This is a genomic window from Sporomusaceae bacterium ACPt (genome assembly GCA_041428575.1).
GTDB classification, from domain to species: Bacteria; Bacillota; Negativicutes; order Sporomusales; family Sporomusaceae; genus Sporomusa_D; species Sporomusa_D carbonis.
In genome coordinates, this window is record CP155570.1 from 2495854 (window position 1) to 2521041 (window position 25188).

General features: G+C 48.4%; 21 protein-coding genes and 1 pseudogene. 2 read left to right on the forward strand and 20 right to left on the reverse strand.

Annotation, left to right across the window (positions count from 1 at the left end; all coding sequences use genetic code 11):
- Positions 1-239: 239 nt before the first annotated feature.
- Both SCACP_RS12960 and SCACP_RS12965 read right to left on the reverse strand, forming a co-directional pair.
- A complete protein-coding gene (locus tag SCACP_RS12960; protein ID WP_425057962.1) occupies positions 240-1208 on the reverse strand; it encodes a DUF4209 domain-containing protein in 969 nt (322 codons plus the stop codon).
- A 5-nt stretch (positions 1209-1213) separates the two neighbouring features.
- A complete protein-coding gene (locus SCACP_RS12965; protein ID WP_425057888.1) occupies positions 1214-2602 on the reverse strand; it encodes an ISLre2 family transposase in 1389 nt (462 codons plus the stop codon).
- A gap of 538 nt (positions 2603-3140) precedes the next feature.
- On the opposite strand from SCACP_RS12965, the gene SCACP_RS12970 reads away from it, so the two are divergent.
- Together SCACP_RS12970 and SCACP_RS12975 are read left to right on the forward strand one after the other, a co-directional pair.
- Positions 3141-3857 (forward strand): transposase, encoded by a 717-nt coding sequence (locus SCACP_RS12970; RefSeq protein WP_425057963.1) that lies wholly within the window; start codon positions 3141-3143, stop codon positions 3855-3857.
- A gap of 102 nt (positions 3858-3959) precedes the next feature.
- Complete coding sequence (locus tag SCACP_RS12975; protein WP_425057964.1) at positions 3960-5186, forward strand: IS256 family transposase; 1227 nt, start codon at positions 3960-3962, stop codon at positions 5184-5186.
- A gap of 367 nt (positions 5187-5553) precedes the next feature.
- Here SCACP_RS12975 and SCACP_RS12980 read toward each other — a convergent pair whose 3' ends face one another.
- The 18 genes and pseudogenes from SCACP_RS12980 to SCACP_RS13065 form a co-directional block, all read right to left on the reverse strand.
- Positions 5554-5913, reverse strand: a complete 360-nt coding sequence (locus SCACP_RS12980) for a hypothetical protein (RefSeq protein ID WP_425057965.1) — start codon at positions 5911-5913, stop codon at positions 5554-5556.
- A 543-nt stretch (positions 5914-6456) separates the two neighbouring features.
- The gene (locus tag SCACP_RS12985; RefSeq protein WP_425061398.1) at positions 6457-6981 is read right to left on the reverse strand and encodes a zinc ribbon domain-containing protein; all 525 of its coding nucleotides are present in this window, start codon (positions 6979-6981) and stop codon (positions 6457-6459) included.
- A pseudogene (locus SCACP_RS12990) lies at positions 6958-7518 on the reverse strand (recombinase family protein); the annotation flags it as partial. The pseudogene SCACP_RS12990 and the gene SCACP_RS12985, both read right to left, overlap by 24 nt.
- A gap of 105 nt (positions 7519-7623) precedes the next feature.
- A complete protein-coding gene (locus SCACP_RS12995) occupies positions 7624-9435 on the reverse strand; it encodes a reverse transcriptase domain-containing protein (protein ID WP_425057966.1) in 1812 nt (603 codons plus the stop codon).
- A gap of 497 nt (positions 9436-9932) precedes the next feature.
- Positions 9933-10238, reverse strand: a complete 306-nt coding sequence (locus SCACP_RS13000) for a recombinase family protein (protein ID WP_425061399.1) — start codon at positions 10236-10238, stop codon at positions 9933-9935.
- Positions 10138-11439, reverse strand: a complete 1302-nt coding sequence (locus SCACP_RS13005; RefSeq protein ID WP_425057967.1) for a recombinase family protein — start codon at positions 11437-11439, stop codon at positions 10138-10140. The genes SCACP_RS13000 and SCACP_RS13005 overlap by 101 nt, the downstream gene beginning before the upstream one ends.
- Before the next feature lie 175 nt (positions 11440-11614).
- Positions 11615-12856 (reverse strand): IS110 family transposase, encoded by a 1242-nt coding sequence (locus SCACP_RS13010; protein WP_425057927.1) that lies wholly within the window; start codon positions 12854-12856, stop codon positions 11615-11617.
- Between the two features lie 304 nt (positions 12857-13160).
- Positions 13161-13358 carry a SymE family type I addiction module toxin gene (locus SCACP_RS13015; protein ID WP_054260557.1) on the reverse strand — a complete coding sequence of 66 codons (198 nt, stop codon included), beginning with the start codon at positions 13356-13358 and terminating at the stop codon, positions 13161-13163.
- A 169-nt stretch (positions 13359-13527) separates the two neighbouring features.
- The gene (locus SCACP_RS13020; protein WP_425057968.1) at positions 13528-14157 is read right to left on the reverse strand and encodes a hypothetical protein; all 630 of its coding nucleotides are present in this window, start codon (positions 14155-14157) and stop codon (positions 13528-13530) included.
- Positions 14158-14160: 3 nt separating this feature from the next.
- On the reverse strand, positions 14161-14745 hold the full coding sequence (locus SCACP_RS13025; RefSeq protein ID WP_425061400.1) for an N-acetylmuramoyl-L-alanine amidase family protein: 585 nt from the start codon (positions 14743-14745) through the stop codon (positions 14161-14163).
- 159 nt (positions 14746-14904) lie between these two features.
- Positions 14905-15351, reverse strand: a complete 447-nt coding sequence (locus SCACP_RS13030; protein WP_425057970.1) for a (2Fe-2S)-binding protein — start codon at positions 15349-15351, stop codon at positions 14905-14907.
- Between the two features lie 207 nt (positions 15352-15558).
- On the reverse strand, positions 15559-15990 hold the full coding sequence (locus tag SCACP_RS13035; protein ID WP_425057971.1) for a phage holin family protein: 432 nt from the start codon (positions 15988-15990) through the stop codon (positions 15559-15561).
- A gap of 15 nt (positions 15991-16005) precedes the next feature.
- Positions 16006-16644 carry a hypothetical protein gene (locus tag SCACP_RS13040; protein WP_425057972.1) on the reverse strand — a complete coding sequence of 213 codons (639 nt, stop codon included), beginning with the start codon at positions 16642-16644 and terminating at the stop codon, positions 16006-16008.
- Between the two features lie 12 nt (positions 16645-16656).
- The gene (locus SCACP_RS13045) at positions 16657-17667 is read right to left on the reverse strand and encodes a hypothetical protein (protein ID WP_425057973.1); all 1011 of its coding nucleotides are present in this window, start codon (positions 17665-17667) and stop codon (positions 16657-16659) included.
- On the reverse strand, positions 17664-22067 hold the full coding sequence (locus SCACP_RS13050; protein WP_425057974.1) for a hypothetical protein: 4404 nt from the start codon (positions 22065-22067) through the stop codon (positions 17664-17666). Before SCACP_RS13050 ends, SCACP_RS13045 begins: the two co-directional genes overlap by 4 nt.
- Positions 22067-22429 (reverse strand): hypothetical protein, encoded by a 363-nt coding sequence (locus SCACP_RS13055; RefSeq protein WP_425057975.1) that lies wholly within the window; start codon positions 22427-22429, stop codon positions 22067-22069. Before SCACP_RS13055 ends, SCACP_RS13050 begins: the two co-directional genes overlap by 1 nt.
- Entirely contained in the window at positions 22426-23022 is a 597-nt protein-coding gene (locus SCACP_RS13060; protein WP_425057976.1) for a hypothetical protein, read from the reverse strand. The genes SCACP_RS13055 and SCACP_RS13060 overlap by 4 nt, the downstream gene beginning before the upstream one ends.
- Positions 22947-25178, reverse strand: a complete 2232-nt coding sequence (locus SCACP_RS13065) for a tape measure protein (protein WP_425057977.1) — start codon at positions 25176-25178, stop codon at positions 22947-22949. The genes SCACP_RS13060 and SCACP_RS13065 overlap by 76 nt, the downstream gene beginning before the upstream one ends.
- Positions 25179-25188 lie beyond the last annotated feature (10 nt).

Genomic DNA, 25188 nt, shown 5'->3' on the forward strand with positions numbered 1-25188 from the left:
CCGCGGAATAGGAGTTTTGCGTGAAGGTTCGACCCCCTAGCATCCTGGGGGTAACCCCCCGCCCATTGCAGGTTCGATAGGCATTTCACGCTTGCTACCAGCTTTATTTATTGGGTGCCTACGGGGCGTTGTATATGTAAATCTATCTCAAATCGTTAGTTAGTAACTCAACATAAGAACCAGTTCTTGTGCCTACAAAAGTAAAACTTGGCGAATTTATTGCAACGCGCCTTTCCCCTTTAATCAACCTTTTCTTCTTGAGTATGTTTCTCACTTGGTTTTTCTAATCCATAATTAAAAAGCCGGATAAATAAGTGAAAAACTACTAATGCACGGCTAATATCGAAAACATCGCGCATTGCCAATCCATGTGCTATATCATTCCGTAAATTCCAACCATCCTGTGAAATCATCACTGTGCTGATATAAGCGTGGAAGTCTTCTCCCAATGCCTCTCTAATCTCTTTTCGTAATAGGAATTCAGTCATGACTTGCTCATGCTGTATTACCCCCGGTCTAACCACGGTAGTGGCGACATCTGCGTCAAAGAACATCTCTCTTAAGCAAGCTTCAAACTGTGGTACTAGGACATGTAAAGCACTTACATAATCACCATCTAGAATACGCTGAAAGCCTGTTTTCAATAGTTCCTCACGATTGGGATTGTAGAAATCCCATTTTTTATAGATTTCTATAATAGTTTCTGTAGTAAGTCCTTTCTCTTTCAATAATTCAAAAATGGGTATTAAGAAGAGATTAACACCAAGCGACAAACTCATGATATAGTGACTCCTAAATTCGGCCTCTAATTTATCTTCATAGGTTGTAGATTGTGTAATTTTTCTACCTCCTGATACTCCCGATGCCGGAATTCGTGCTCGAAGCACACTTTGTTTAAGAGTGTCTTCGGCTAACTTTTTCGTTTTAGTAGCATCAAGGTTTAAATTCGGATCAATACAAAGCATACCTAAAATTTTCCGCAAGTCACTCTCTTTTCTATATATCTCTAAGTGTGCATTCACCCTGTCTTCCAGAATATTGACAGCTACTCTTGTTTCTTTAAATTCTGTTTTTTCTGCTTGAATATATGCCCGTTTAATTCTATTTTTTAGGTCGTCATACTTTGAAGTTTCCCCAATATCAATGATCGTGTCAAGACACTGTAGGAATTTTTTTGAAAAAGACATCGTCCTTTGACGAGTTAACATAATTTTTATGCAAGAGCCAGAGAGAGTCCCTGCAGCGCCTCATACAAAAAGCTTTTTGGCCCTTTTAATACCGGAATATTGTCCAATACCTCACGAGCTGCTTTTAGGCTATTCCTCTGTTTTTCTATGGTCTCTTCGGCAATCGTCAAGACCGGCAATGCTTGCGAACGTATGCGTTGTTGGTTTAGGTATTCCTCGGCTACTTCTTGCCCATTTGCCTGGCATACGCGTATATTGGCCATATGCTTGGCACCCTCACGGCTCCAGCCCATGGGCCGGCTGCTTAGTCGCGCCGACAATACATGGCTGACATGTCCTTCCGCACTGCACTTTACTTCTTTCTTTCGGTATAGTTCGGTAATTCCATCCCAATTGTTTTGGATATATCTCCACGCCTCTAATATGGCCTGTTTCCGACTCTCTGTGGCCGCAGCAGCTAACAGTTCCTTTATGATTTCTTGTGCCTTTTCACGGTTCCCAAACCTGAGCGCTCCCCTCAAGGCCTTGCCTTGCTCGTGATTGCCACCTACTGCCCGGCGAATATATTTCATCAAATGAAACCGGTCCAAAATAAATTTCGCTTTCGGAAATACTTGGACTGCACTTTTGATCCACGCTGCTCCGTCTCCCAGGATGTTCACTGTTTCTATTTGATCGATGTCATAACGCGCATCTACGGTTTCCCACACCCGTTCCCAGAACGTATCGGCATCTTCATCTACGCTGCTTAGGTAGATTGGGTTAATCAAACTACGACGCTTTTCTTCTTGCTGCCAACCTTCATGAATATATACTAACCGCACTTCCATAGCACGCCCGTGTTGACTGGCTACGTGGTCTTCATCGGCTTCAATATACAGGGTTTTCACGCGTTTGCGCTCGTCTGGTTTTGGGTTTATGGGTTGTTCAAATTCACGCACCGCGCGCAAAACCGTTTGACCGCTTACGGTTACGCCTCCGCATTCTTGCGCTACCTTCTGCGCGCTTTTTCGGTAAGCCAGTTCTCCCGCGCCTGCCACAAGCTTTGCTTTCACGTTATTATCTACCCGCATATGGTTTGTATAGCCCACTTGCTTGTCAACCAGGTAGGCATATTCCCCCGTTTCTTTATGGCGGTAGTATGTCCTTTTGTAGCTTACGGCGCCAAAGCAGGTGACGATTTCCTTACTGTCTCCAGTCCGGCAAACCTGCCACCCAGATCGTTTCCTTTTATCGTTTTTTATCTGTTGATCCAGTTCCTCTAAAACCTGCTTGGTGATTTCACGGCCTACTTCATGAAGTTTATCAGCTAATTTCCGCTGAAATTCCTCAAAACCCATTTTTCCTGATAAACTATTTAAAACCATTTCGACGATAGAAAGGAATATTGGCATGAGAACACGAATAATTTCCATAGAAGACAACACCTCTGAGTAATCAATTTTTGGTTACTCGTCCTTGGGCGGACGGTGTTGTCTTCTTCTCTTTTGTCATCAAAAATTCCTACAATAATTTTACACTAACATCAGTCTTTCATTCGCATTCTATTTCTCCAAGCCGGCCTTACGCCATATTGAGGAATTTATTATAGGAGCTATACAGTTTGGCTATCGCGGCAAGGTAATTGATCTGGTATCGCTTAGTCATGCAGTGTGTCACCGCACAACGTATGGAAAATTTTTAAGCCAAGGCGCATGGGATGAAGCATATGTATGGCGTTCCATCCGCAAACAGTCGGTACAGCTAGTATATCAAGAAGCTCGAAAACACGGTCTCCCACTCTTTGTTATCCACGATGATACGATTGCTGAAAAGACAAAACCTTCGTTACAGGCCAAGTCTCCAATTGAAAAAGCCCAGTTCCATTAATCGCATCTGGATCGTCGAAAAGTATGGGGACATCAGATTTTAACCACTATGCTGTCTTGTAACGGAAAGCTTGTGCCTTACTTTATGGAACGCTATGAACGCGATTGCGAAAGCAAAATTGATAAGGTGTGCCGTATTGTTGAATCTTTGCCCATGGCTACTGGCACTGCTTACGGTTTGTGCGATTCTTGGTTTACCTGCAAAAGCGTAATAGAGGCCCACTTAAAGAAAGGCTTTCATTTGATTGGTGGCCTGAAAACCAACCGTGTTATTTATCCCAAAGGAGTTGGCATTCAAATCAAAGAATTTGCCAAATACATTGAAAAAACAGATGTCCACCTCGTTACCGTGGGCCGTAAAGAGTATTGGGTATATCGATATGAAGGTGCGCTCAATGGAATTGATAATGCTGTTGTCGTACTGTGTTGGCCGAAAAAAGCCTTTCAAAAGCAAGGGTGCCTGCATGCCTTTTTATCTACCGATACAGAGTTAGCAACACAAACCTTGCTCGAATATTACAGTGAGCGGTGGCCGATTGAAATCTTTTTTCGCCAGAGCAAAGGCAACTTTGGCCTAAATACATACCAGGTGCGTTCAGCACAAGCTATCGACAGGATTGTGGCGTTAATTGCTCTAACTTATCTCTACTGCGTGATCGGTACGGGAAACTACTGCCCTTTAGGACGTAGGCTGAAAGAAGTACGAACTGCAAGTCAACGTGACAAAGTTGCTATGATTTACAACGCTGCTAAAAACAATGTGCCACTTACAGAAATTTTTGCGAAACTTAAAATTGCATAGGGATAAGTCTAATGTTTGAACTGTAAAAATCTGTTGAGGCTGTATTTTAAACCGTGTAAATGGGAATAATCTCCAATATAAAGAATAAAAGGAGATGGACCCATGACACAGTTAAACGAAAAAGAAATACAGCTTGTAGCACTGCTCAGTGAGGAGTGCACCACTCCCGCCGAACTAACGGCGAAGCTCAAGAATCTGTTTGCCGGTGCGCTGGAAAAGATGCTAGAAGCTGAAATGGATGAACACCTCGGCTATGAGAAGAACAGTGTTTTAGGCAATAACAGCGGCAACAGCCGTAACGGTTACGGCAAAAAAACAATAAAAAGCGAGTGGGGCGAAAGTGAAATCAGCGTCCCCCGCGACCGAAACGGCACCTTTGAGCCGCGAATTATCGAAAAACGGCAGACACGCACCGACGATATTGAAGCCAGGATTCTGGCGATGTACGCTAAAGGCATGTCCAATCGCGACATTGAAGATCATCTGCGCGACATCTACGGCGTAGAAGCCTCCGCGAGCCTAATCAGCCGCATCACGGACAAGATTATGCCAGCCGTTATGGAATGGCAGAGCCGCCCGCTTGACCCGGTGTATCCCATTGTGTTTCTAGACGGAATTGTATTCAAAGTCCGCAAGGACAGCCGGGTTGTAAACAAATGCCTATACTCGGTTTTAGGTATCAATCTGGACGGCCGCAAGGAAATCCTCGGCATGTGGCTGTCGGAAAACGAGAGCGCCAGTTTTTGGACGACGATCTGCAACGAGTTGAAAAATCGGGGTGTGGAAGATATTTTGATTGCCTGCCGTGACAACCTTTCCGGCTTTTCCACCGCCATTGAGACGGTGTTCCCCAAAACCGAGCAGCAACTGTGCGTGATTCATCAAATCCGCAACTCCACAAAGTATGTACCCTACAAGGATATCAAGCCGGTTATGGCGGATTTGAAATTAGTCTATGCAGCGCCGACACAAGACGACGCGGAGTATCGTCTGGAGGAATTTCGTGAGAAATGGGGCAAGAAATACCCACAGATTGTAAAGTCCTGGGAGGCGAACTGGACGGAGCTGCCCACCTATTTCAAGTACCCGCAGGAGGTCCGGACACTGATTTACACCACCAACGCAGTGGAAGGTTTTCATCGGATGCTGCGCAAATATACCAAGACAAAGACGGTTTATCCCACCGACGACGCGGTCAAAAAATCGGTGTTCCTGTCGATACAAGAAATTTCCAAAAAGTGGAGTATGCCGATTCGCGATTGGGGAATTATAATAGGGCAGTTGATGATCTTCTTCGAGGACAGACTGCAATCGCGGAAGGTCTCATAAACCCTATCGGGGCTCTGCCCCGAACCCCGAGGTTTATCGCTTTGGGTTTTCCGAGGCAAAGATAAGGAAAAGCGACACTCTCACATGAGCATCGCCACCTCGCTAAACCTCATATGCCGCTCGGGTCGCACCTCTGCGTCGCCCTATCCTGCGCATGAGTAAAAGCAATATTAGTGTCCCCAAAATCTTGGATGTTTATTCCATTTACACAGTGAATGATACACTCCCAATCTGTTATCAAATTTGCTCATTGATAGATATATTAATACTCCCTTCACTTTGAGTTGTATTCAAAATAAACATGTTGCAACACATTTGTGTTATAAACAAAATCAATCTTTTTCTATGTTAAATTGGCTATTTTACTTTAGCAAATACCGTTGTCGTCAATTTTTTTTGCCATTGATTTTAGTTTTTCAATTTGGCATCCAATAAATGAAGTAAAAATCAATGCAGTTTTTTTATTGATTGTTTTGTTTCCATTAAAATAAGCTTCAAGTTTATTAATTGGGTATTGCAGTTCATTATATGTAAATTCAATTATGGAAAAAGTTCGTAACGGTTTACGCTTTTCAAGTTCTGATTTGAATAATTCAATCATTTCTTTTATCAATTTCAAATGTATTTTTCCATATTCCTTAAATTCCTTTGGACGTTCAATCCCATCATAAATTTTACTAATGTAATAATTACGATTTTCATGAAAAATACTTTCAAATTTAAGCATTATAGTTTTACCATCCTCTCAATAAAATGCGTCTTTTATAATTATCTCGGAAAATAAGACAGACAAAGCAAACTTACAAACTAAATACATTTTTAAGAGCTATATGACACCAACACCTATTTTGCTTATCCCTATGTTCCTATGAATAGGGCGCGAATGAACACCACAATTATCTCATCCGCTAATTTATCCCCAAGGGAACCAGCATAGCAACTTTGGATGACCATAGTATTCAGCGTATTCATAATTGGTATAATCATCTGCCTTGCGAAATACTCGGCTACAACATTTCTCAACAATGTTTGAAGGAACTAGCCCAAATTTGTTAATTTCCTCTTTGTACCGTTAATTTTACAAAGTGTTACATTTGCTATTACAATTTGATATCGTACCGCTGAATTCCTCTTGAGTTATAAATTTCAAAGTTTTACATGTTATTTTTTTTAGAAATTTAACAATCCTTTGATTTTCTTCCAATTAATATCACCACTACCAAAAAAGACCGGCCAAAGTGACAACTTCGTCACCTCAACCGGTCTTTTGTCAAATTTCACATTCCAATTCAGTGCCATCCAGCAAACTCACAATCAGCCTTTTGCCGTTATACACCGTTACCTTTTCTACCAAAGCAAAGTATAGACTTTCGTCAAATTCATTAATCCTATTCGCTTCCTTGAATATCCTAATAAACTGCTTGGCCTTATACCGCACCAGCGCATTATCGCTTTCCAACAGTCCTTGCCACTTGTCAAGAAAGTAACCCTTGTTTTCCACCAGCGTATTAAATACATTAACAAAAGCCTGATACAAAACCCCATCGTCAATATGCTTGCTTTCGCAACCTTTTTGACCCTTCGCCGGATATTTGCCATTACATCGCCAGATAATCCTTCTAAGCCTTTCATCGGTAGAGTTCCATACCTTCCTGCCGAAAATCCGGCCGCAAGAGCCGCAGATGACTCTGCCGGCAAAGGGGTTGCCGGTTGTCGCATACTCAAGCTTCTGAATGCCATACTCTAGCGCGAAATCCCGCCTACGCTCCATTTCCAGCTGTACCGCTTCCCACATCTCTTTATCTATAATCGCCGGATGGCTGTCTTCCACATAATACTGCGGCACCTGGCCAGTGTTGTCTGCCCGCTTTTTACTCAAGAAATCAACGGTGTAGGTCTTTTGCAGTAACGCATCGCCTTTATACTTTTCATTGGTAAGCATTTTTCGGATGCTGCCTTCATACCACTTCGCCTTGCCGTGCCAGTTCGGCACGCCGTCCCGTTCGAGGTCTTTGGCAATTCGGTTGGCCCCTTTACCGTCGAGGAACTCCTTATATATCCGTCTGACGATTTTCGCCTGTTTTTCATTGATAACGAGATTGCCGTCTCCATCTTTGTCATAGCCTAAAAATTTGGTGTGGTTGATATGCAGCTTGCCTTGTTCAAAACGCCTTCTGATGCCCCATGTCGAACTTTCCGAGATTGAGCGCGACTCGTCTTGCGCGAGCGAGCTGAGAATCGAAAGCAAGACTTCGCCTTTGCTGTCAAGGGTATTGATATTTTCTTTTTCGAAAATCACTCCGATGCCTAAATCCTTGAGCAGCCTTACAAAGTTTAGGTAGGGTAGAACTGTATCGCCTTGCTTTTGGCAGGTCTATACAGCCCTCCCTCAGAACCGGACTTACACCTTTCGATGTATCCGGCTCGCCAGTCGTTTCTAAGGGTTCGTTTCTGTTTTATGGATTTCTCTATGGCATTCTTCACATACTACCAGTGTTTTGCTTCTGATTCCTTCCATAACCAAAACCCACATTGGAGGAATGTATCCCGGCTTTTTATACCTTTCGAGTACATCTTTCAGCTTTCTTACGTGGTGAACAATGAAGTCTTTGCTTCTGTCGCTTTTATGCCCGCAAAGTTCACAGGTTTTAGCGTTTAGCCTGTTTACAATTTCGTGCCACTTTCCTGATACAACTTCATTCACCTTTGTTTTTGGCTTGTGTACTCTTCGTAGAGATTCATTGAAGTAGGTTAATACCTTTTCTTTTCCTTTAGTATTGTACCTTACCCCGATTAGCCGGACCGTTCCATTCCCTTCTTTTCGTGGTACATCGATTCCGTATTTTGCTACTACCGCACGAACCGATGTTTTTTCCTTCTTGGCTATGGTTTTGACCATGCTGTAATAATGGTAGAACTTGAATTTTGCCAGCTTCGTGCTTACGTCTGTTGCAAGGCAATAATAGTTGTAAAGTCCCCGGATTTCCTCGTTATATTTGTTAATTATGTCTTTAACACTAAGGTTCACCCTGTCATTTCGGTGCATGGGTTTACCGTACTGTTTAAACGGCACCACTTTCTTGCTTATTACGTCTCCGGGTACGAGCAGTTGAATTTTTCCGTTGACTGCTCTGGCTTTATGCCCTTTTGAGTTTACAACCATTTTATCGTGGTTAATTGCCTTGTTAATTTCATAACCCAGGAACTTGGCTCTTTCCTTGACGGTATGTGTTGTCAGTGTCTTGTCCATGTTGAGTTCAAGCTTCAAATTTTCAGAAAGGAACTCTTTGATTTTGTCTCTGATTTCCTCTGCAAAACTTTTACTTCCATGGATACCTACTATGAAGTCATCGCAGTATCTAACATATATTACTCTTCTGAAATCCTTATCGAAGGGATTCATTACCGGCAACGTTCTCAGTTGTTTTGCCAGTTCTGTCGCCCTTTCGAAGTTCCCTTTCTTTTTATGGTAGTCTCTCAGCGTTCTTATCCTGTGATACTCTGGATTTTTGGCTTTTTCAGGTTTTAAGTTATGCTCCATTTGAAGTCTATGCATAAACCTGTCCAGTTCATTCAGGTATATGTTGGATAATATCGGGCTGATGATACCGCCTTGGGGTGCTCCCGATAAGGATTCATGTACCTGCTGAAACTCAAGATACCCCGCTTCCAGAAACCTTTTGATAAGCTCGATAAGCCTTCCGTCCTGGATTTTCTTTTTCAGAAGCTCCAGGAGTATATTCTGATTCATATTATCAAAGAAGCCTTTTATATCCCCTTCTATGAACCAGTTTGCTCCTTTACACTTCTCTTTTATTTGGTATAAGGCGGTGTGGCAGCTTTTATTTTCCCTGAAGCCATGCGAGGAATCCATAAATAGCGGTTCGTATATGGCTTCAAGGATTTGCTTCAGTACCTCCTGTACCAATTTGTCTTGGAAGGAAGGAATCCCTAGCGGGCGCATTCTGCCGTCCTTTTTTGGGATATAGGTTCGCCTTACCGGGTTTGGGTAATAGGTTTCATTCTTGAGTTTCTCTATGACTTCATCGATCATCTGATATCCGAATCCGTCGATTGTTTTTCCGTCTGTTCCCGGTGTCATATTGCCTTCTTTGGCGTAAATTTCGTTGTAAGCACGCAGGAAGATATCCTGATTGAACAGATTTCTGTACAGTCTGTCGAAAACAAAGTTTTCGTTTTCGGTCGACTTGCTCCTTAGTATTGATAATACTACCTCGGCTTTTTGCATTTCGCATACCTCCGTAAATTATCAACCAAACGACCTGCTTCCCTTCGCCATGTAACAGTCATTATCTGTCTCAGACTACTACGGAAGCTCCGTAGCCATATTGGAGTTATCCAACTTAGGCTATCCCCGTTTAGATTTGCAAGTACATTAGTGTAACTTAGGCTCCCGTTCGTTTCTTTAACGCATCGCTGATGCGCCTGAGAATGCCAGGAGATTGTAGGAATCGACTGTCTAAATTCCTACATGGCTTCTCGTATACGTTTCAACTGGCTTTCGTATACCCAACGCCTTTATGGACAAGAAACTGGGTTCAAGCAATTCAGCCTTAGCCATATTACACTTGGTTTCGCGTATCCCCCTGTCAGCCAATTTATTCAGGGTATACGCTTTTCCCGGCGTGCTGTGTTCCCCTTATGCGTTTCCACTCCGGGTAAGCCGGGCAACCATTCGGACATTTCTCCAGTCCGAAACCCCTTTGGGGCGATACTTACAAACCCTTACGGGCGCACGCAGTCGAGAGTGTTTCTGGCAAACCGCGAGATAGATTTGGTTATGATCATATCGATTTTCCCGGCTTTGCAGTCCTCGATCATCCGGTTAAACTGCTCGCGCTTTTTGGTGGTAGTGCCGCTGATGCCTTCATCGGCATAAATGCCTGCCAACTCATAGTCCGGATGCCTTTCAATGTATGTGATATAGTAATTAACCTGGGCTTCGTAGCTTGATAATTGCTCTTCCTGATCGGTCGATACCCGGCAATACGCGGCTACGCGTTTTTTCCGGGGCTGCAGGTTTTCCGCCAGGCTTGTCCGGTTCGCCTTTGCTGGTATAACGATAATATTTTTGGCCATGTTCAAGAACATCCTCGACTATGGTTTGGCTTTGTATGTTCAGCCTGCCGACTGTCACCTCGTCAATCGTTGTACCCGGGCAGGCGTTTTTGCCGTTCTTAATGTAGTTGCTGCATTGCCATACAACCTTTTTGCAGGCATATTTGCTGTTCCAAATCCGCCGGCGCAAAGGCGCTCCGCACTTACTGCACAGCAGCATCCCCGTTAGCGGGTAGCGGTTTTGATACTTATTTTTTGTTTCCCTTATATTGCCTTTGGCCTTAGCGCGCAAAGCGATCTGCCTTTGCACTTCATCCCAGATTTTTTTGCTTACGATGGGCGGATGGTTATTCGCAATATAAAAACTGTCGACATCACCATGATTGATGCACTTCTTTTTGCTTAAGTGATCCTTACTGTAGGTCTTTTGTAGCTTGGCGTCTCCTTTGTATTTTTCATTCTTGAGAATGCCTAAGACCGTGCTGGAATGCCATCTGCCGCCGGCAATGGTCTTAACTCCTTCGGCGTTCAGTTCTTTGGCAATGACAAAGCTTCCCTTGCCGCTAATATAGTCAGCAAAAATCCGCTCGACCACTTTAGCCTGGGTAGGGTTGATCACCAATTCGCCGTATTTGTTTTTGTCATAGCCCAAAAACCTTGTGGCATTGATGGCGAGTTCCCCTTGCTCAAATTTTCGCCGGTACCGCCATTTTAAGTTTTCACTGGCGTTTTTGCTCTCTTCCTGGGCAAAAGCAGCGAGGACGGTAAGCATTAACTCACCGTCCCCAGTAAAGCTCGAAATATTGTCTTTTTCAAAGATGACTTCTACGCCCAGTTCCTTTAATTCTCTGACCACCTCCAGCACAAGCGTTGTATTGCGGGCAAAACGCGAGATGGATTTCGTCAGGATCAAGTCTATTTCCCCTGCCCTGGCCAAAGCCAGCATTTTCTGAAACTCCGGCCGCTCATCTTTGGTGCCGGTGGTGCCATAGTCGGCAAAAACGCCTGCATATTCATATTCCGGATTGGCTTCTATTAGATTGCGGTAATAGGTGGTTTGGTTTTCCAGTGACTCACCTTGAGCTTCGCTGGCAGAAGATACTCTGGCATAAGCACAAACCCGTTTGCGTTTGAGTGCAAGTGTCTTTATTGGTTCAATGATTCGGACTTTCATGACGGCTTGCCCCTTTCTATCAATTTACAGTACTATACATAATACGAAACCCTTCTATCGTGCCGTGTATGCATTACACCGTACTATTAAAAGGAAGTCAAGACAAACAGACCGGTATTCAAAGTGAAAAAAACCAGCCTAAATCAGGATACTAAGTTATCAATTAGGGGTTACTTTATGCTGGAAGTAGCTTCAGTCCTAGTCTTTGGGCTTCAGCAATAAGTTTGTTTCTTCGGATTTCCTCGTGTCGATTCTTTGCCTGTCCGTAGCGAGTTTCGTCATATAATTCGCCAGTAGTAAGCATATGATAAATAATTGTTAGGAGCTTACGTCCAAGTGCAATAATAGCTTTCTTCATTCCCCTTCGTCGGCTTAATTTCCAGTACCAGTCCCTCAAATAAGTCTTTTTATTTCTTGTTGCTGCCCATGAGCATTGGCAGAGTATATTTTTGAGTTGTAAATTACCCTTTGATAGCCTGGTGGACTTTTTCTTCCCTGCACTCTCGTTGTTACCCGGACACATACCCGCCCAAGAGCATAGATGCGCCGCGGTTGGGAACATGTTTAGGTCTGTTCCAATCTCAGAAATGATAGTAATTGCTGTTAAACGTTGTATGCCGGGAACTGTTTCCACTAATCGTATGGCTTCCTCAAATTTTCCAGCACACTCCATTATTTTCTTTTCAATATCTTCAATCTCCCGAAGGCATTGTTCAAAATTACGTACCAGCATGGACAAAAAGCTCCGCTCGTGTTCATTTAGACGGCCATTTACAGCTTGCTTAATATCGTCAAGCTTTTTTCTTGCCGTACCACGCAAATGAGACAGAACATCATCGGGCGAGATATACCCAACATCGCAAAGTTTATGAATTAAAGAAATACCAGACTGCCCAAAAATGTCGGTCAAGAACGTGGACAGCTTAAACCCGCACTGTTGTAAATATTTCTCCACCCGATTTTTGTGACCAGTCATCTCTTGCACAATGGTCTTTCGATAACGCGTCCAATCACGTAACTCTCGCACCTGTCTTGGCGGTATGTAGCTTGCATTCAACAATCCAGCCCGAAGCAAACCGGCAATCCATTTGGCATCATTAACATCCGTTTTTTTGCCCGGCACGTTCTTCATGTGACGTGGATTGGTGACCGTTATATTAATGCCACCTTCCTCCTCAAACACAGCTTCTAAAACATTATAAATCGGAAACCAGTAAACGCCTGTACTTTCCATTGCTACCTCACGGCAGTTGTTCTCAATTAACCATGACTTTAGCTTGTCCAAACCGCTTAGTAATGTGGAAAATTCTCTAATCTCCGAAGTTGGCTCCTGGCCCAATACACCTTTGAGCAGACAGGCTACCACAACCTCTTTATGTACATCTAATCCGCAGCAAACCTCCAATAAATCTCGCATTCCATCAATCCCTTAAAATAAAATGTGCAGAATGGCTTGCTTAGGGAAATTTGAAAATATAATACTCGTGCTATTCCTTAGCGAACTACGCATAGGGCAACATGTAACTGTGCTCCAAAGCAAGCCCAGTCAAGATCACTCGCAAGCTAAAAAAGCTTAGATGTATAGCGACTCTATTCTGCAATCATATTTTTAAATTCTGCACCAGTTTCATTCGTGACTGTGCAAATACTTTCATGGAAGATCACTCTGGGTGGCGTATAAGTCAAGTTAATAGATGAAAAATTCATTGCCGCCACAACTGCTATTCCTTACCGTCATATTCACTTTCGGTTTCTTTCAATAGGCGGATAACCAATTCTCCCTGTCCTTCCTCGACTATAATCCTGGTTCCTTTTTCAAAGCCTAAGCTGTGCAGCCAAAGTCCCTGCAGCATAATGCAGGGAACGCCCGGTTTTGAATAAGCCGCTGACTGATATATTTTTAAAATTCGTTTTCCCATATGCCAGCCCCCTTGTAGTCTGACATAGTAACTCTGGCTGCGCCGGATAGCAAGTCAGATTTACGGTGTTTCCAAATGTTTTTAAAATCCACACGGGTACGGCTAACCTTTCCGCGCGCAAAATCCCTTTTTCTTAAAAGCGGATTATCATCAATACTGCTCCTCATCCTTAAAACCGCCACACATGCTTGACCTCCCAGCCGTAGGTCTTTATTTTTCCCCTCGCCAGTTCCTCCGGCACCAGATGCACTTCCGCCGCCACGGCCTTATTCGGAGCATAGTTTCGCTGTACCCCAAGTGGTATATAGGCATCACCACGGTGACTGCCTACCCCTGCGGAAAGCTCCCAAACTTTGTCCAGATTAATCTTCAGTACGTCCACTTTATAGTCCGTATCGTTTTTGACCACCGCCGTCCGGTCGGTCTTTTCCATCGCGGCAGGCGGCAAGGTAGCATCCTGCTTATTGATCCTCTCCGCCACCTCATTAGCCGCAACCTTCAGCGATGGTGCGCTTACGGTAAAACTGGCAACAGGCGGCTTAGCTTTGAGTTCCTCATAAGCCGCCTGCAGCTTTTTAGCGTTCATCTGTGAGATATGAAGCGCTTTGCCAAGCTTCTGAGCCTGCTCTAGCTGTTCCTGCTGCAGTACCACCGCCTGCCGGTATTTTTCCTCTGCCTGCTGGGTACGCTGCCAAAACCAGAAAAGCATTGCGCTTATTAATAGGAAGGAAACAGTAAGCATGAGGAGCCGCTTGTTTTGCTTAAAGGCTGCTCCCCAAGATTGAAATCCCTGGATCATACCTCATCCCCCCAGCGTCGCTGTGTAATCAGTCACTCCCCTCGCGATCGCTCTCGCATACCGGTCCCGCCAGGCGGCGTCCGCCAATAAAGCCGCTTCCTCATCGTTAGAAATGAACGCCATTTCCACTAGGCAGGCGGGAGCATCGGTATGAATAAGTACATAGAAGCGCGATTCCTTATCGGGATCACCGTCAGAGTAATCCGTTCTCCCTGCCCGGTCGGGAAACTCCGCAGCGATTTGGTTAAATATGCATGTTGCCAGCCTGTCCCCTTGTGTATCCCCCGGTGAGGTCCAGACCTCATAGCCTTTTGCGCTCGTGTTTGACGCGCTGTTACAGTGAAGTGAAATAAAAATATCGGCGTCCCAGTCATTCGCCAGCGCTGTCCGATAGCTTAAATCATCCGTTTCCGCTTGTTCCCATTCGGTCCGGGTCAATTTTACCTCATACCCTACCGCAAGTAGATATTTTTCTACCAATCGCGAAATCACTAGCGCAACATCCGCCTCTTGCAGACCTGTTACCGCATGCACTGCGCCAGGATCAATATTTCGGCCCGCATGTCCAGGATCGATTACGATTCTCATCTCCAAACATCTCTCTCCTCAATTTCGGCTTTGGGTCATGGGTTTTTGACTTCTAATGTTCAAAATAAGCAACAAAAAAAGGAACCTCACATTGAAGTTCCCAACGGATTAAACTACCTCGTTATTTTTACATTTTTCATTGCAAAACCAGTGCGAGACTCATCTACTCTCTAATGCCTGCTGAATTACGTTTTCAATATCCTTGTGGCAACAAGTTCCTTTAGGATTATTGATTAGACATTTTCCGTTTTTCATAGCTCCTGTTGCCTTGGCAACATCACCAACTGTTTTTGCTTTGTTTTCCACTACGGCACGAACAATTTCTTCCTCGGTAACCTGGTTGCAATAGCATACGTACTTGGGACTAGCTCCCTTCTTCCAGGCAATTGGAACCGCAACATCCGCCTGATGAAATATAGCATTGGAACTAAAATACACCACGTCACAATCGGCTGTTAAACAAACGCCAAATTCACCCTCTGCCGGAGTATTGCCACGAACCATACTTTTGACTGTTTCAAAGGGTACAGACTGCCCTAAATTGTTGCAAACCGGACATACCAAAGCTGCGCCACAGCAAGAGGATGAACAGCAACAGTTCTCCATCAATAATCCCTCCCATTAACCAGAACATACGTTAATAGTTATTATACCGCATTTTACACCTTCGAGAATAAACAAATTCGTTATATGAATAGAGCCTTATTGTCTGCATAATTTTATCGTTGTTTTATGCAAATGACAACGTCAATATGCAGATAAAACTAAGCTGTCAGCCGTACGAAATGAAAAACCCATTAAACAAGCGACCACCTACCTGTTATTCCTGAAAGACTCCTTTTCTTCCCTCAGCTGCGCCAGCTTCTCCCGAATAAAAGCGGGAATATACTTGCCATACCCCATGCGGTCCAAGTTTTCAACGATACTCAAGCCTTCATTGCCGAGATACGCAAAGATCACCATGGACCGGCAGGTGCTGATGCCAAAAAGTCCCTCATCAATCCAGTGAGCCATGATGACGATCACCAGCATAACAACCTTGCGCTTTATCCCTTCAAAGCCCTTTTTACTGTCGAGCGCTGCTGTCTTCCATGCAGCAATCAGCCCGGTCACATAGTCAATCACAACAAAAAACAAAAGCGCCGTAATCAGCTTATCGACCCCGCCGACAAGAAAGGAAAAAACTGCGCCTATGGCTGAAAACAAAGCCATGATGCGCAGCTCGATTTGTGTATATTCAATCATTTCTCATCCCCCTCTTTATACCAAGCCATAGCTGCTCAGCGCCGCTTTTAGCGCCCGCACGTCATCGGCCAGTTTCTCGCATTTATCCCGCAGCGCCTGCATTTCCGCCTGCGAATAAGCCGCGCTGATAGGCAGGCCGGCGATTTCATCGTCCGTGTTTCCTAAAGTGACCGTCGTTTTCGTTACCGGAGCCGAGCCAAAAAAGCCGACAATGGAAGGATTGACTGGCAGTCTCAAACCCACAGGATAAAAGGCATCGCTGGCCGCATTGCGATACCCCAGCACCAGCCGGTTATAGGCTTTCGTTGTACTGGCCGCAGCCGTCGTCAAGGATGCCGCATACACAGTAACCGTCGCATCGTTTGTTTCCGACAGGTCCACATACGCCATTTTGTTGTCACTGAGTGTGATGCCGCCTGCAGCCACGGTATTTTGAATCAGCTGGCCATCAGCGCGGACAAACAAAATCCGCAGGGTGCCGCTCCAGGTGAGCTGCCCGCTGGCCGAAGAATAATTGATAACCACGTCAGAGTGGACAATTACGTTTTTCATATAAGAAATTGCCCGGTCCAAGTCCGAAAGCGGCGCTTCCATTGATGACGCCGCAAAAATTGTCGTTCCGTCCGCATAGGCTGTATGAAAATTAGCCCCCATCTCATCCCCTCCTCATAGTTGCAGCAAAGCCTGCCCGTAGGCGTAGTAATCGCCCTGAGACAGGGTAATTTCAATATTGACCAGCGTCCCGGCAGTGCCTTCGGTATAAGAGAAGGTGAAACTGCTGCCGCTTCCCGTATTGCCGTTGGCCGGCGCTATGCTGCCGTCGCCGCTGGCGATGGTGGCCGCCAGGTTCCAGCCCAAGGGAGTGGCAATGGCATTGCCGTACTGGTCTTTCACACTAGCCACAATGTTCCAGGCAGTACCGTTGTCGGTGGCGGTTGTGGCAATGGAAGCCGGCACCGGCGCTGACCAGCTCTGACCGATATCGGCTGCCGTAATGACCGTCTGTCCTCCGCGCACCAGCAAATAGCCGATCAGCAAATGCCCGCTGGGAAGCGTCGGTTTGCTTTCGACTGTGGTGAACGCCGCTCCAGCAGTCTTGGTGACAACCAGCGAAGGCGAAAGGCTGAACAGGTCATAACGAAACTGCCCCACGCTTGGCGCTGAAATATTGAACACCCCTGCTACATCACCCATGGCCATACCCATGTTCATTTTGAAAGCGCTGCCGGTCGCCATCGCCACCGCCGGAACCGCATATTCCACGCCGCTGAACCTTGCCCGTCCTGTAGTAACATAAACGCTCATCCCTGGAGTCTGGGGAATTGCCTTTAGCAAGCAGCCCGCCAAAATGGCATTGTCCGGCGTACTCGGCGTCGGTGTCGCACTGCCGCTTACCGGCGTCGGTATGGCTCTGCCGAAACCAACCACTTCAATATAGCCCCGCACTCCCCCGCGATGGGCGATCCTTACCGCCTGTCCCGGCTTGGCCCATTCCGGCACAGTTGCCCAGTTCTGTGAAAAGCGGGCGATGATCAGTTCATTCGAGCCTTGGATCTTGCAGCGGCAAACCCGCTCCGAGAGCAGAATGTCCCACAGCACCGCATCCCGGCTTTCAGCCGCCTGTTTTGTCGCTTTGTCCGCCGCCCCGCGTAAGAAGCGCTTGCCATAGGTCCTCATAGCACCCACCCCTCAATGCTGTCCGTATATTCGCCGCTTCCGCTGCCGCCGGGAATGGTCATCCTCCTGGTCAGATTGGTCACAAACAACTTAAGCGGCGCGCCAGTGTAGGGATGAGGAACCTGCAGGGTGTCCCCGGCGTCATCCTGCAGATGGGCCGTTTTGGAGAATTTCACCCGCCGGCGCTGCGCCTTGAGAATCCAAAGTTCCCGCTCTGCCACCTGCTGCGCCTGGCTTGCGTCATAAACCAGCGGATCATCGATACGGGTTTCAATCACCGTCCCCCGCAGGTCATTCTGCAGCTCTGTATCATTGGCGGACGTTTCGAAGGTCTGGTAGACTTGCCCGATCGGACAGGCATGGATGGTAAAGGCATAGTTCCCTACCGCCGCCAGGCACTGGAGAGCAATGTAGAGTCCGGCATCCTTCATCCAGCTGCCCCGTTTTGATTCCGCCGGCTCGCTGATCATCCCGGTTGCCGGCGGCTGGCTTTTGCCGGCGGCAAACAGGGCAATGGCCCCCGCCAGTACGGGCAGCAGGTTCGGTCCCTCGGAGGTCACCTCCACCCAATGCCCGGCCGGGTCCACCGCCGAGATCGACTGCTTCATCTGGCCGCCCATCTTAAAGCCGATGCTCGACACATTCTGCGTAATCTCCAGCCTCGGCCGCACCGCCCGTTTTTGCCGATCGTCGCTGTAATAAATCCGGTGAATCTGCTTGTGCTGGAAAAAAACCAGCGTTCCCGATTCGCTGCCGATGCTCTCTTCCGCCGTTTCCACATCGACGGGAGTGCGTCCCTCGCCGGTAACGGTGACCCGGTTCGTCAGGCTGCTATAGCTATCATCTGGTGAAAACTCCAGCAGATTGGCCGCTGTGCCATAGATGTGATCGACAGGGTTATTTGGGGCAATGCGCCGCGCCCGGATGATGTCATCCGCCAGCGACACATCCATAAAGTAGCCATAGCGGTTGGTGATGCTCTCCACCGCCGCTTTGACGGTCGTGTCCAGCCATTGGTAGTACAGCACATCCTCGCCGTTCATGGCGCTTAAATCCAAGTCTGTCTGAGCAAGCCCCGCATAGCTCTGTAACAGATCGCCAAGCGCCGCATCCGGCGTAATCCCGCTGTAATACCGTCTTGCGACGATGCCCAGGTTCTCCCACAGCGTTCTTCGGTCTTCACACTCGACAGAGATGACCGGATAGGCTCCGCGCTTATACGACAGCTTGACTCCTGTCAGCACATACACGCTAATTTCTTCCTGCCAGGTATCCACGCCGTCGATTTTCTCGCCCCAGCGCAGGGTGATTTTCTTCCCTTTCTTCAAATAGCGCGACAGCAAGGATGCCTGATTGTGGGGATCGTACAAGTGGCCTTTGTCCAGCGCAAAAGTCAGTTTGCCCGGCTGCCCGTCAATGCTCCGCATCTGCTCAATCGCCTGCCCGCGCACCAGAGAGGCGGACAGGTCGAGCATTCCGGCTTCCTTGTCCCAATACAGCTGTTCTCCGGCGCTGCTGCTGGCGCGGGTCCAAAAGGCATATAGGCCGTTGGTAGCCGGATCAACCGCAAGCGCGGCCGAATAGTCACGACTGCCTTTTACCAGCGGAGCCGGCGCGCCAAAATTCCACTCCCCGCCAGAATACAGCGCGTCGAAATACTGGGTTTGCTCAATTTTCCCGGCCACCGGAAAGGCAACGACACCGGTAAACTGATTGCCCGGATCGCGCACGCCCATAAATATCAGTTCATTGCCGGAGTCATAGGCAATGCTTGAGCCGCTAAATTCGCTGATGCCTGCAGGGAATACCCCCGGCGTGGTCGCATTGTTGATCAAACTCCATGTTTCAGCCTGCGTATCTAATAGCGCCACGCCAGCCTTGCAAGACATCACGATATTCCCGGTTTGGGTCGCCGTAAGGTTTCTAAACTGAGCATCCTGCGGACCACCGGAGATAATCCCGGACGGCAGATACCACTTCACCGCGCTGCTAGCCAAATCAACCGATACGACACCCCAGTAGCTCCCCTGCCCGTAACTGGTCGTATAAAGCCATTGCCCGGCATAAAGCTTGCCGCCGACAATCACCGGATTGACCGCCCCGTAATAGGGGAAGTTAGCCAGACTGTCCTGGTAGTAGTAATGCCGGTACAAGCCCCCGCCGCTCAGCAGGAAAACTCGAATGCTGCCGCCCCAGGAAATGCCGCCAACCAGACCTTTGGTGCAGTAAATCAGATACCCGTTTGCCTTATCAAGCACCATGCTGTCTGCCATCGTATCGATGGAATCCGGAATGGCAGAATCGAAGATATTGGTGGTAAACGTCGTAAAGACCGTGCAGGACGGATTCGCCTGGGTATAATCGAGCGTCAGTATTTGGGCGGTGCAGCTGTTGCCCGTTTTCATAAAGCCGAAGTACAGTGTGTTCGTATCCGCATCAACCTGGACCCCGGCCAGGTACTCCCAATGATACGTGCTGCTCCAGGGGACACTTCCCACATTTTGCGTAAGGCCGTAGCTGCTGTTGTCCTCCAGCGACAGTATCCGCATGCTGTTGACGGCATCGTCCAACACCAGAATCTGCGCGTCTTGGGCCAACATGGCAAGAATAGCGCCGCTGCCATGGCAATAGAGCACATGGTTTTCCCGGAAAAACTGCGGTATGGCCGGCACTGTGTTCCCGTTCCAGAACCGGTCAATCGTCCAAGTATCCGCGTCAATTCGCACGATTCCATAGATGGCTTTGGTACCCGTCGAGGTATTGCCGTATACCACATACAGCTTGCGCGTGGAAGGATTGAAATACAGGTATTTGATCGCCTGGCTGCTTTCATCCGTCCAGTACGGGCTGGACTTGTCCATAATAAGCGAGGTTTTGACGGAATCATAAGCCAGCACGATTTCCGTGGCCAGTTTCTGCACAGCAGCCGGCCGTCTGGCGATTTCCGAGGGAGCGGTGAAGCTGGTCAAGCTGACCGCCGCGCTCCAGGTTGCCCCGTCATCGCTGCTTTTGCTGTAGTATAGGTTATAGACAGCCGTGGTATCCGTATCCCCGGCGCTCATGTAGGTGAAAAACAGCCAGATGGTTCCATCCGCCTGCCGAAACAGGCAGGTGTCGAGCTTCTTCCGGCTCGGCAGCACACCAGCTATCGCAGGCTCCACAGCCGTGCCCCAGTTGCCGCCCGGAGCGGGAGCTGACGCCCTATACAGCTTGCTGCCCGGTGTCCAGTATAGCGTCCCCACCGCAGAAGATGCGCCGCCGCTGAAAGCGGTCTTTTTTAGTCGCGTTCCGTCAACGGTCAAGGTCAGGCTGTTGCCGGCCGTTCCCGCTGTCAGTGCAGTCAAAGTCAGCGTTCGGTCCGTTCTGGCCGCGCTCGCCTTGGTGCTGGCAACCGTGCCGATGCCATAGCGCACCCCTGCCCCGGTTCCTTCGTAAGTTCCCGCCGTTATCGCGCAGCGCAGGTTCTCGGCGCAGATCTCACGGCCCAGCGTGTCGATTTTGACCTCGTTGGCAACCGCCGGCGTAGACAGCGTCGTGCGCCAGGTATAGGTCTTGTCGCCAATCACCACCGTGTCGCCGTCCAGCGGCATCCCTTCGACAGTGATTGTGCCGGTGGCAAACCGGGCCGCTGTCACCGTATACCAGAACTTCTGACCCGTCCAATAGGTACCGGCGGCAAAAGTAACGCTCGTCCCCTCGGTGATGGCCTGCGCCGTCCCTGTCATAGTGATCTCGCTCGACCAGGCGCCCTCGCCTTTTTTCCATTTGAACTTTGCCGTTGTTTGCGTGCCATCTGCCGTAACTTCAATATATACAGTGCTGTCATTCGTTCCGGTGTAGGTTCCGCTCCGCGTTGCCGCTATGGTGATATCCTGGATGTAGGTCACCAGATACCCTGTGCCTGTCTGGCAAATGGACGGCGAATAGATGGGCAGCGTCTGCGCCGCCTTGATGGTGTACTGAGTAACGCCAGAACCGTCATAAGCAAAAACAGCAATCTTCAGATTGTACTTTCCGCTGCTGTCCTTTAGCACATAGGCCAGAGCCAGGCTGCCGTCCGCCATCTCCGTCAGCGAAAGATCATAGAACTTTCCGCTTCCGGTTGTTGAAAAGAGGTCCGCATAGTGAAACTCAACCCGTTCGGGATCGGTATAGACCAGCTTGACCGACCTTGCCGGATAATTGATGCTGTTATATTCATCCTGCGTATAAGCAGCGATCAAGCGGCCGCTGGAATGAAGGACACTCGCGGCACCTGTCTGGTTCAGGGTTTCCGCGTTCAAGCGCTGGCCGGCCAACGGCAGGTCATCAGCAAACTGCCCCGCTTTGATCTCCACGATGGGATAGCGGCTCGCGTTATCCTGAGCGGTCAAAAGCGCGGCGCTTAGGCTATTAGCCATTACGTCACCACCTCGTCTAAAATTATCAGGGTCATGGCGACATTGAGCATGTACTCGTTGTTCTTGTCAAAGAGCAGCGAACCGTCGAAGGCGGTGATTTTTACGTGATAGACTTTGCCGCCGATGCCGCTGTCCCATACCACTACATTCCCCGCCTGGTACAACGCGTCCAGCGCTTCAAACAGGGCTACCGTCATGGACTTCCATGTCAGCTTGATTTCTTTGCCGGCGAGGATGCTGCCCCAGTCAAAGACACTAGCGCCGCCGTAGGTGCTAACCACAGCGGTCGTTCTCGTCGCTCTCGGTTTGGTACAGTCCAGCGGCGTGTATGCTTCCGGCAAGAGGATGCCGCCAATGGTCATGCCCTCGCCTCCTCATAGATGATGCGCTGCACCAGTTCGGTGATTTCGGACCGGAGCCGTCCGGCAAGTTTCGGGTTTGCTTCACCGGCAACGGTCACCGGCACGCTGATTTGATGGTAGGTATCGCCGCTTTCTATGAGCCGTTTAGTGTCTTGCGCATTATAGACGTAACCGCCGCGGTTGAAGTTGATCAGTTCCGGTCCTTTCTCCCCTACCAGCGCATACCCGCCGGCGTAATGGCCGCCGGCAGCAAATGCGGGAATATTGTTATTACTAAAAAAGTTGCTGCCGAACATCCCCATCATGATTCTGGCGGCAAGCCACTTGGCAATCATGTCATTGATCATCTTCAGCACACTCTTGGCTAGGTCTTGGAAGGCGTGGCCAATGGACTTGGTACCGTTCAAGATATCGGAAAAGAAGGTCGAAAAACCGCTATAAAGGCCGTCGGTTAGTTCAGCCATATATGACATGGAGGTCCGGTGCGCTTCCTGCCAAATTTTATAAAACGAGTCGATCAACTGCTGCCGCCCGGACAGTTCCCGTTCCTGCATGGCTTCTTCTTTGTTGAGTATTTCCTGAAACCGTGCCAAGTCGCCCTCTTGACGCGCCCGGTCGAGTTCCTCCTGGAATTTAACGCGCTCATAGTGCAAATCTTTGATTTTTTGGTTTTTCTCCGCTTCAATGGCGACCTGTTCGGCAGCCGCCTGGCGGCTAAAATCCACCATACCGGTTTCGGTAATGGTAAAAACTGGATGCCGTTTTCTTCCCAAGCTTTGCGAAACTGCTCCTGCTGGGCGGCTGTGCCAGCAGAATACTCCAGGGCAAGATCCCGGTATTTTTTCCGCACTTCCTCGATTTGCCGCGCCGCATCAGTTTCGATGTCAAACTTCTGCTTATCGACGCCAGCCAGGCCAAGCCCGCCAAGCTTATCGACAAGACTCTGGGCCAAGTCAGCTGCCTGATCGGCAATGCGGTTGTTTTCCTTTTGCTCGTCCAGCAAAATCTTTTTCTTTTTGGCGGCGTAAATCTCATTTAGGCGCAAAACATCCCGCTCATAGTTCTCATTGGCTTTCTTAGATTCGTTTAAGGTCTCCAGTTCGTCGGCATACCAGGCGTCAAGGGCGTCCATCTGGGTGGCGGTCAGCTGCAGCCATTCTTTTTCAATCGCCTTGCTCGCCTGCTCCGCTTTTTTTTGCAGTTTCTCAAAATCTTTTGCCGCTTGATCGGTCCCGCTGCCGCTCGCTGATGAACTTGTGCCTAGGGCGGCATTCGTGAGTCCCTTGAACCTGGTGTTGGGCTTCGTCATCTGGGGAAGCAGGGCGGATATATCCTTGCGGCTGAAGCCAAAGCTAAACTTGCCCGCCGCCGCGCCAATTTTGCCGATTCCCTCAGTGACCTTGTTAAACCAGTTCCCCACCGAATCGGGAATGAACTGTGCAAAAAAGTTTTTCAGCGGACTGAGTTTGTCTACAATCCAGTTGATTCCCTGTGCAACCACTTCTTTAATGCTGGCCCAAGCGCCGTCGATGAAATCTACGATGCCGTTCCAGACACTCGCTGTTGCTTCGCCTGCCGCATTCCAGCCATCGCCAATAAACCGGACTACTGCTTCCAATGAGTCAGTGACCAGGCCGGTTATCCCATCCCAGGCATCGGTAAAAATATTTTTGATTGTACTCCATAAGGTACTAAAGAGTTCGGACAGCGGCTCCCAGTTGTGCCAAATTTCGTAAGCCAAGAGCCCTACTGCGGCTCCGGTCGCAATAAAGGTTAGTAAAGGAGCCAGTGCTGTCCAAACCGAAATCCCGAATGCCACCATCGCCGGAACCGCCGCGCCAAGTAAAGCTCCGGAAAGAACAAACACCGAAGCGATTGTCTCTGGCGGAATCATGCCTTGCAACGCTTCTTTCAACCCGAGTGCCTTCACCGCCGCGCCAAACTCGGACAGCCAATCCGCAATGCCTTGCAGCTTTTCCACCAGGTTTAGGTTTTGAGCAATACTGTCGCCGATTTCCACCATGACCATGCTCACATTGTCCTTGATGGTCGACACAAGTCCAGGGATGGTCTTACTCATGGCCTCCATACCGCCTTGGAACCTCTCCTGCATACCCATTAACAGCGCGTTGATGCCGGTGGTGCTGTCAATCGCCCCTTGCTCCGCCATTTTCATGGCTGTCGGAATATCGGTGCCAATGGCATCCGCCAAGAACTTCCATGCCGGAACGCCGGCTTCCGCTAGCTGCATCATTTCCTCAGCAGATACTTTTCCCTTGGCCTGCATCTGGCCGATGGCGTTGGTCAAGCGGCTGATGCCTTCCTCGCCGATGCCCAGCATAGCCGCCGCATCGCCGATCGCCGCCAGCATGGGGATAATGTCCTGGGCGGCAAAGCCAAAGGCCAGTAGTTTTTTCGAAGATGTCAGAAGACCCGGCAGTTCAAAAGGAGTATCCGCCGCAAAGGTTGCCAGATCGGCGAGCATTTTTTCCGCGGCCTTGGCATCGCCCAAGAGGGTGGTCAAGGCTTTGCGGCTGGCATCCATGTCGCCTGCCAATTTGATGCTGGCAACCCCAAAAGCGGCAAGAGCTGCCGTCGCGGCGGCGAGACCAGTGGCAATGCTCTCCGACGCCGCCAGCGCTTCCGAGCCAAGCCCTTTGCGGAGGGCGCGCTTGGTGCTCTCCCACTTTTTCAAAAAGTCGCTGTTGTCCCCGCCGATGAAAATCGTCATTGAAGCATTCCCGGCCATAGTCTCACCC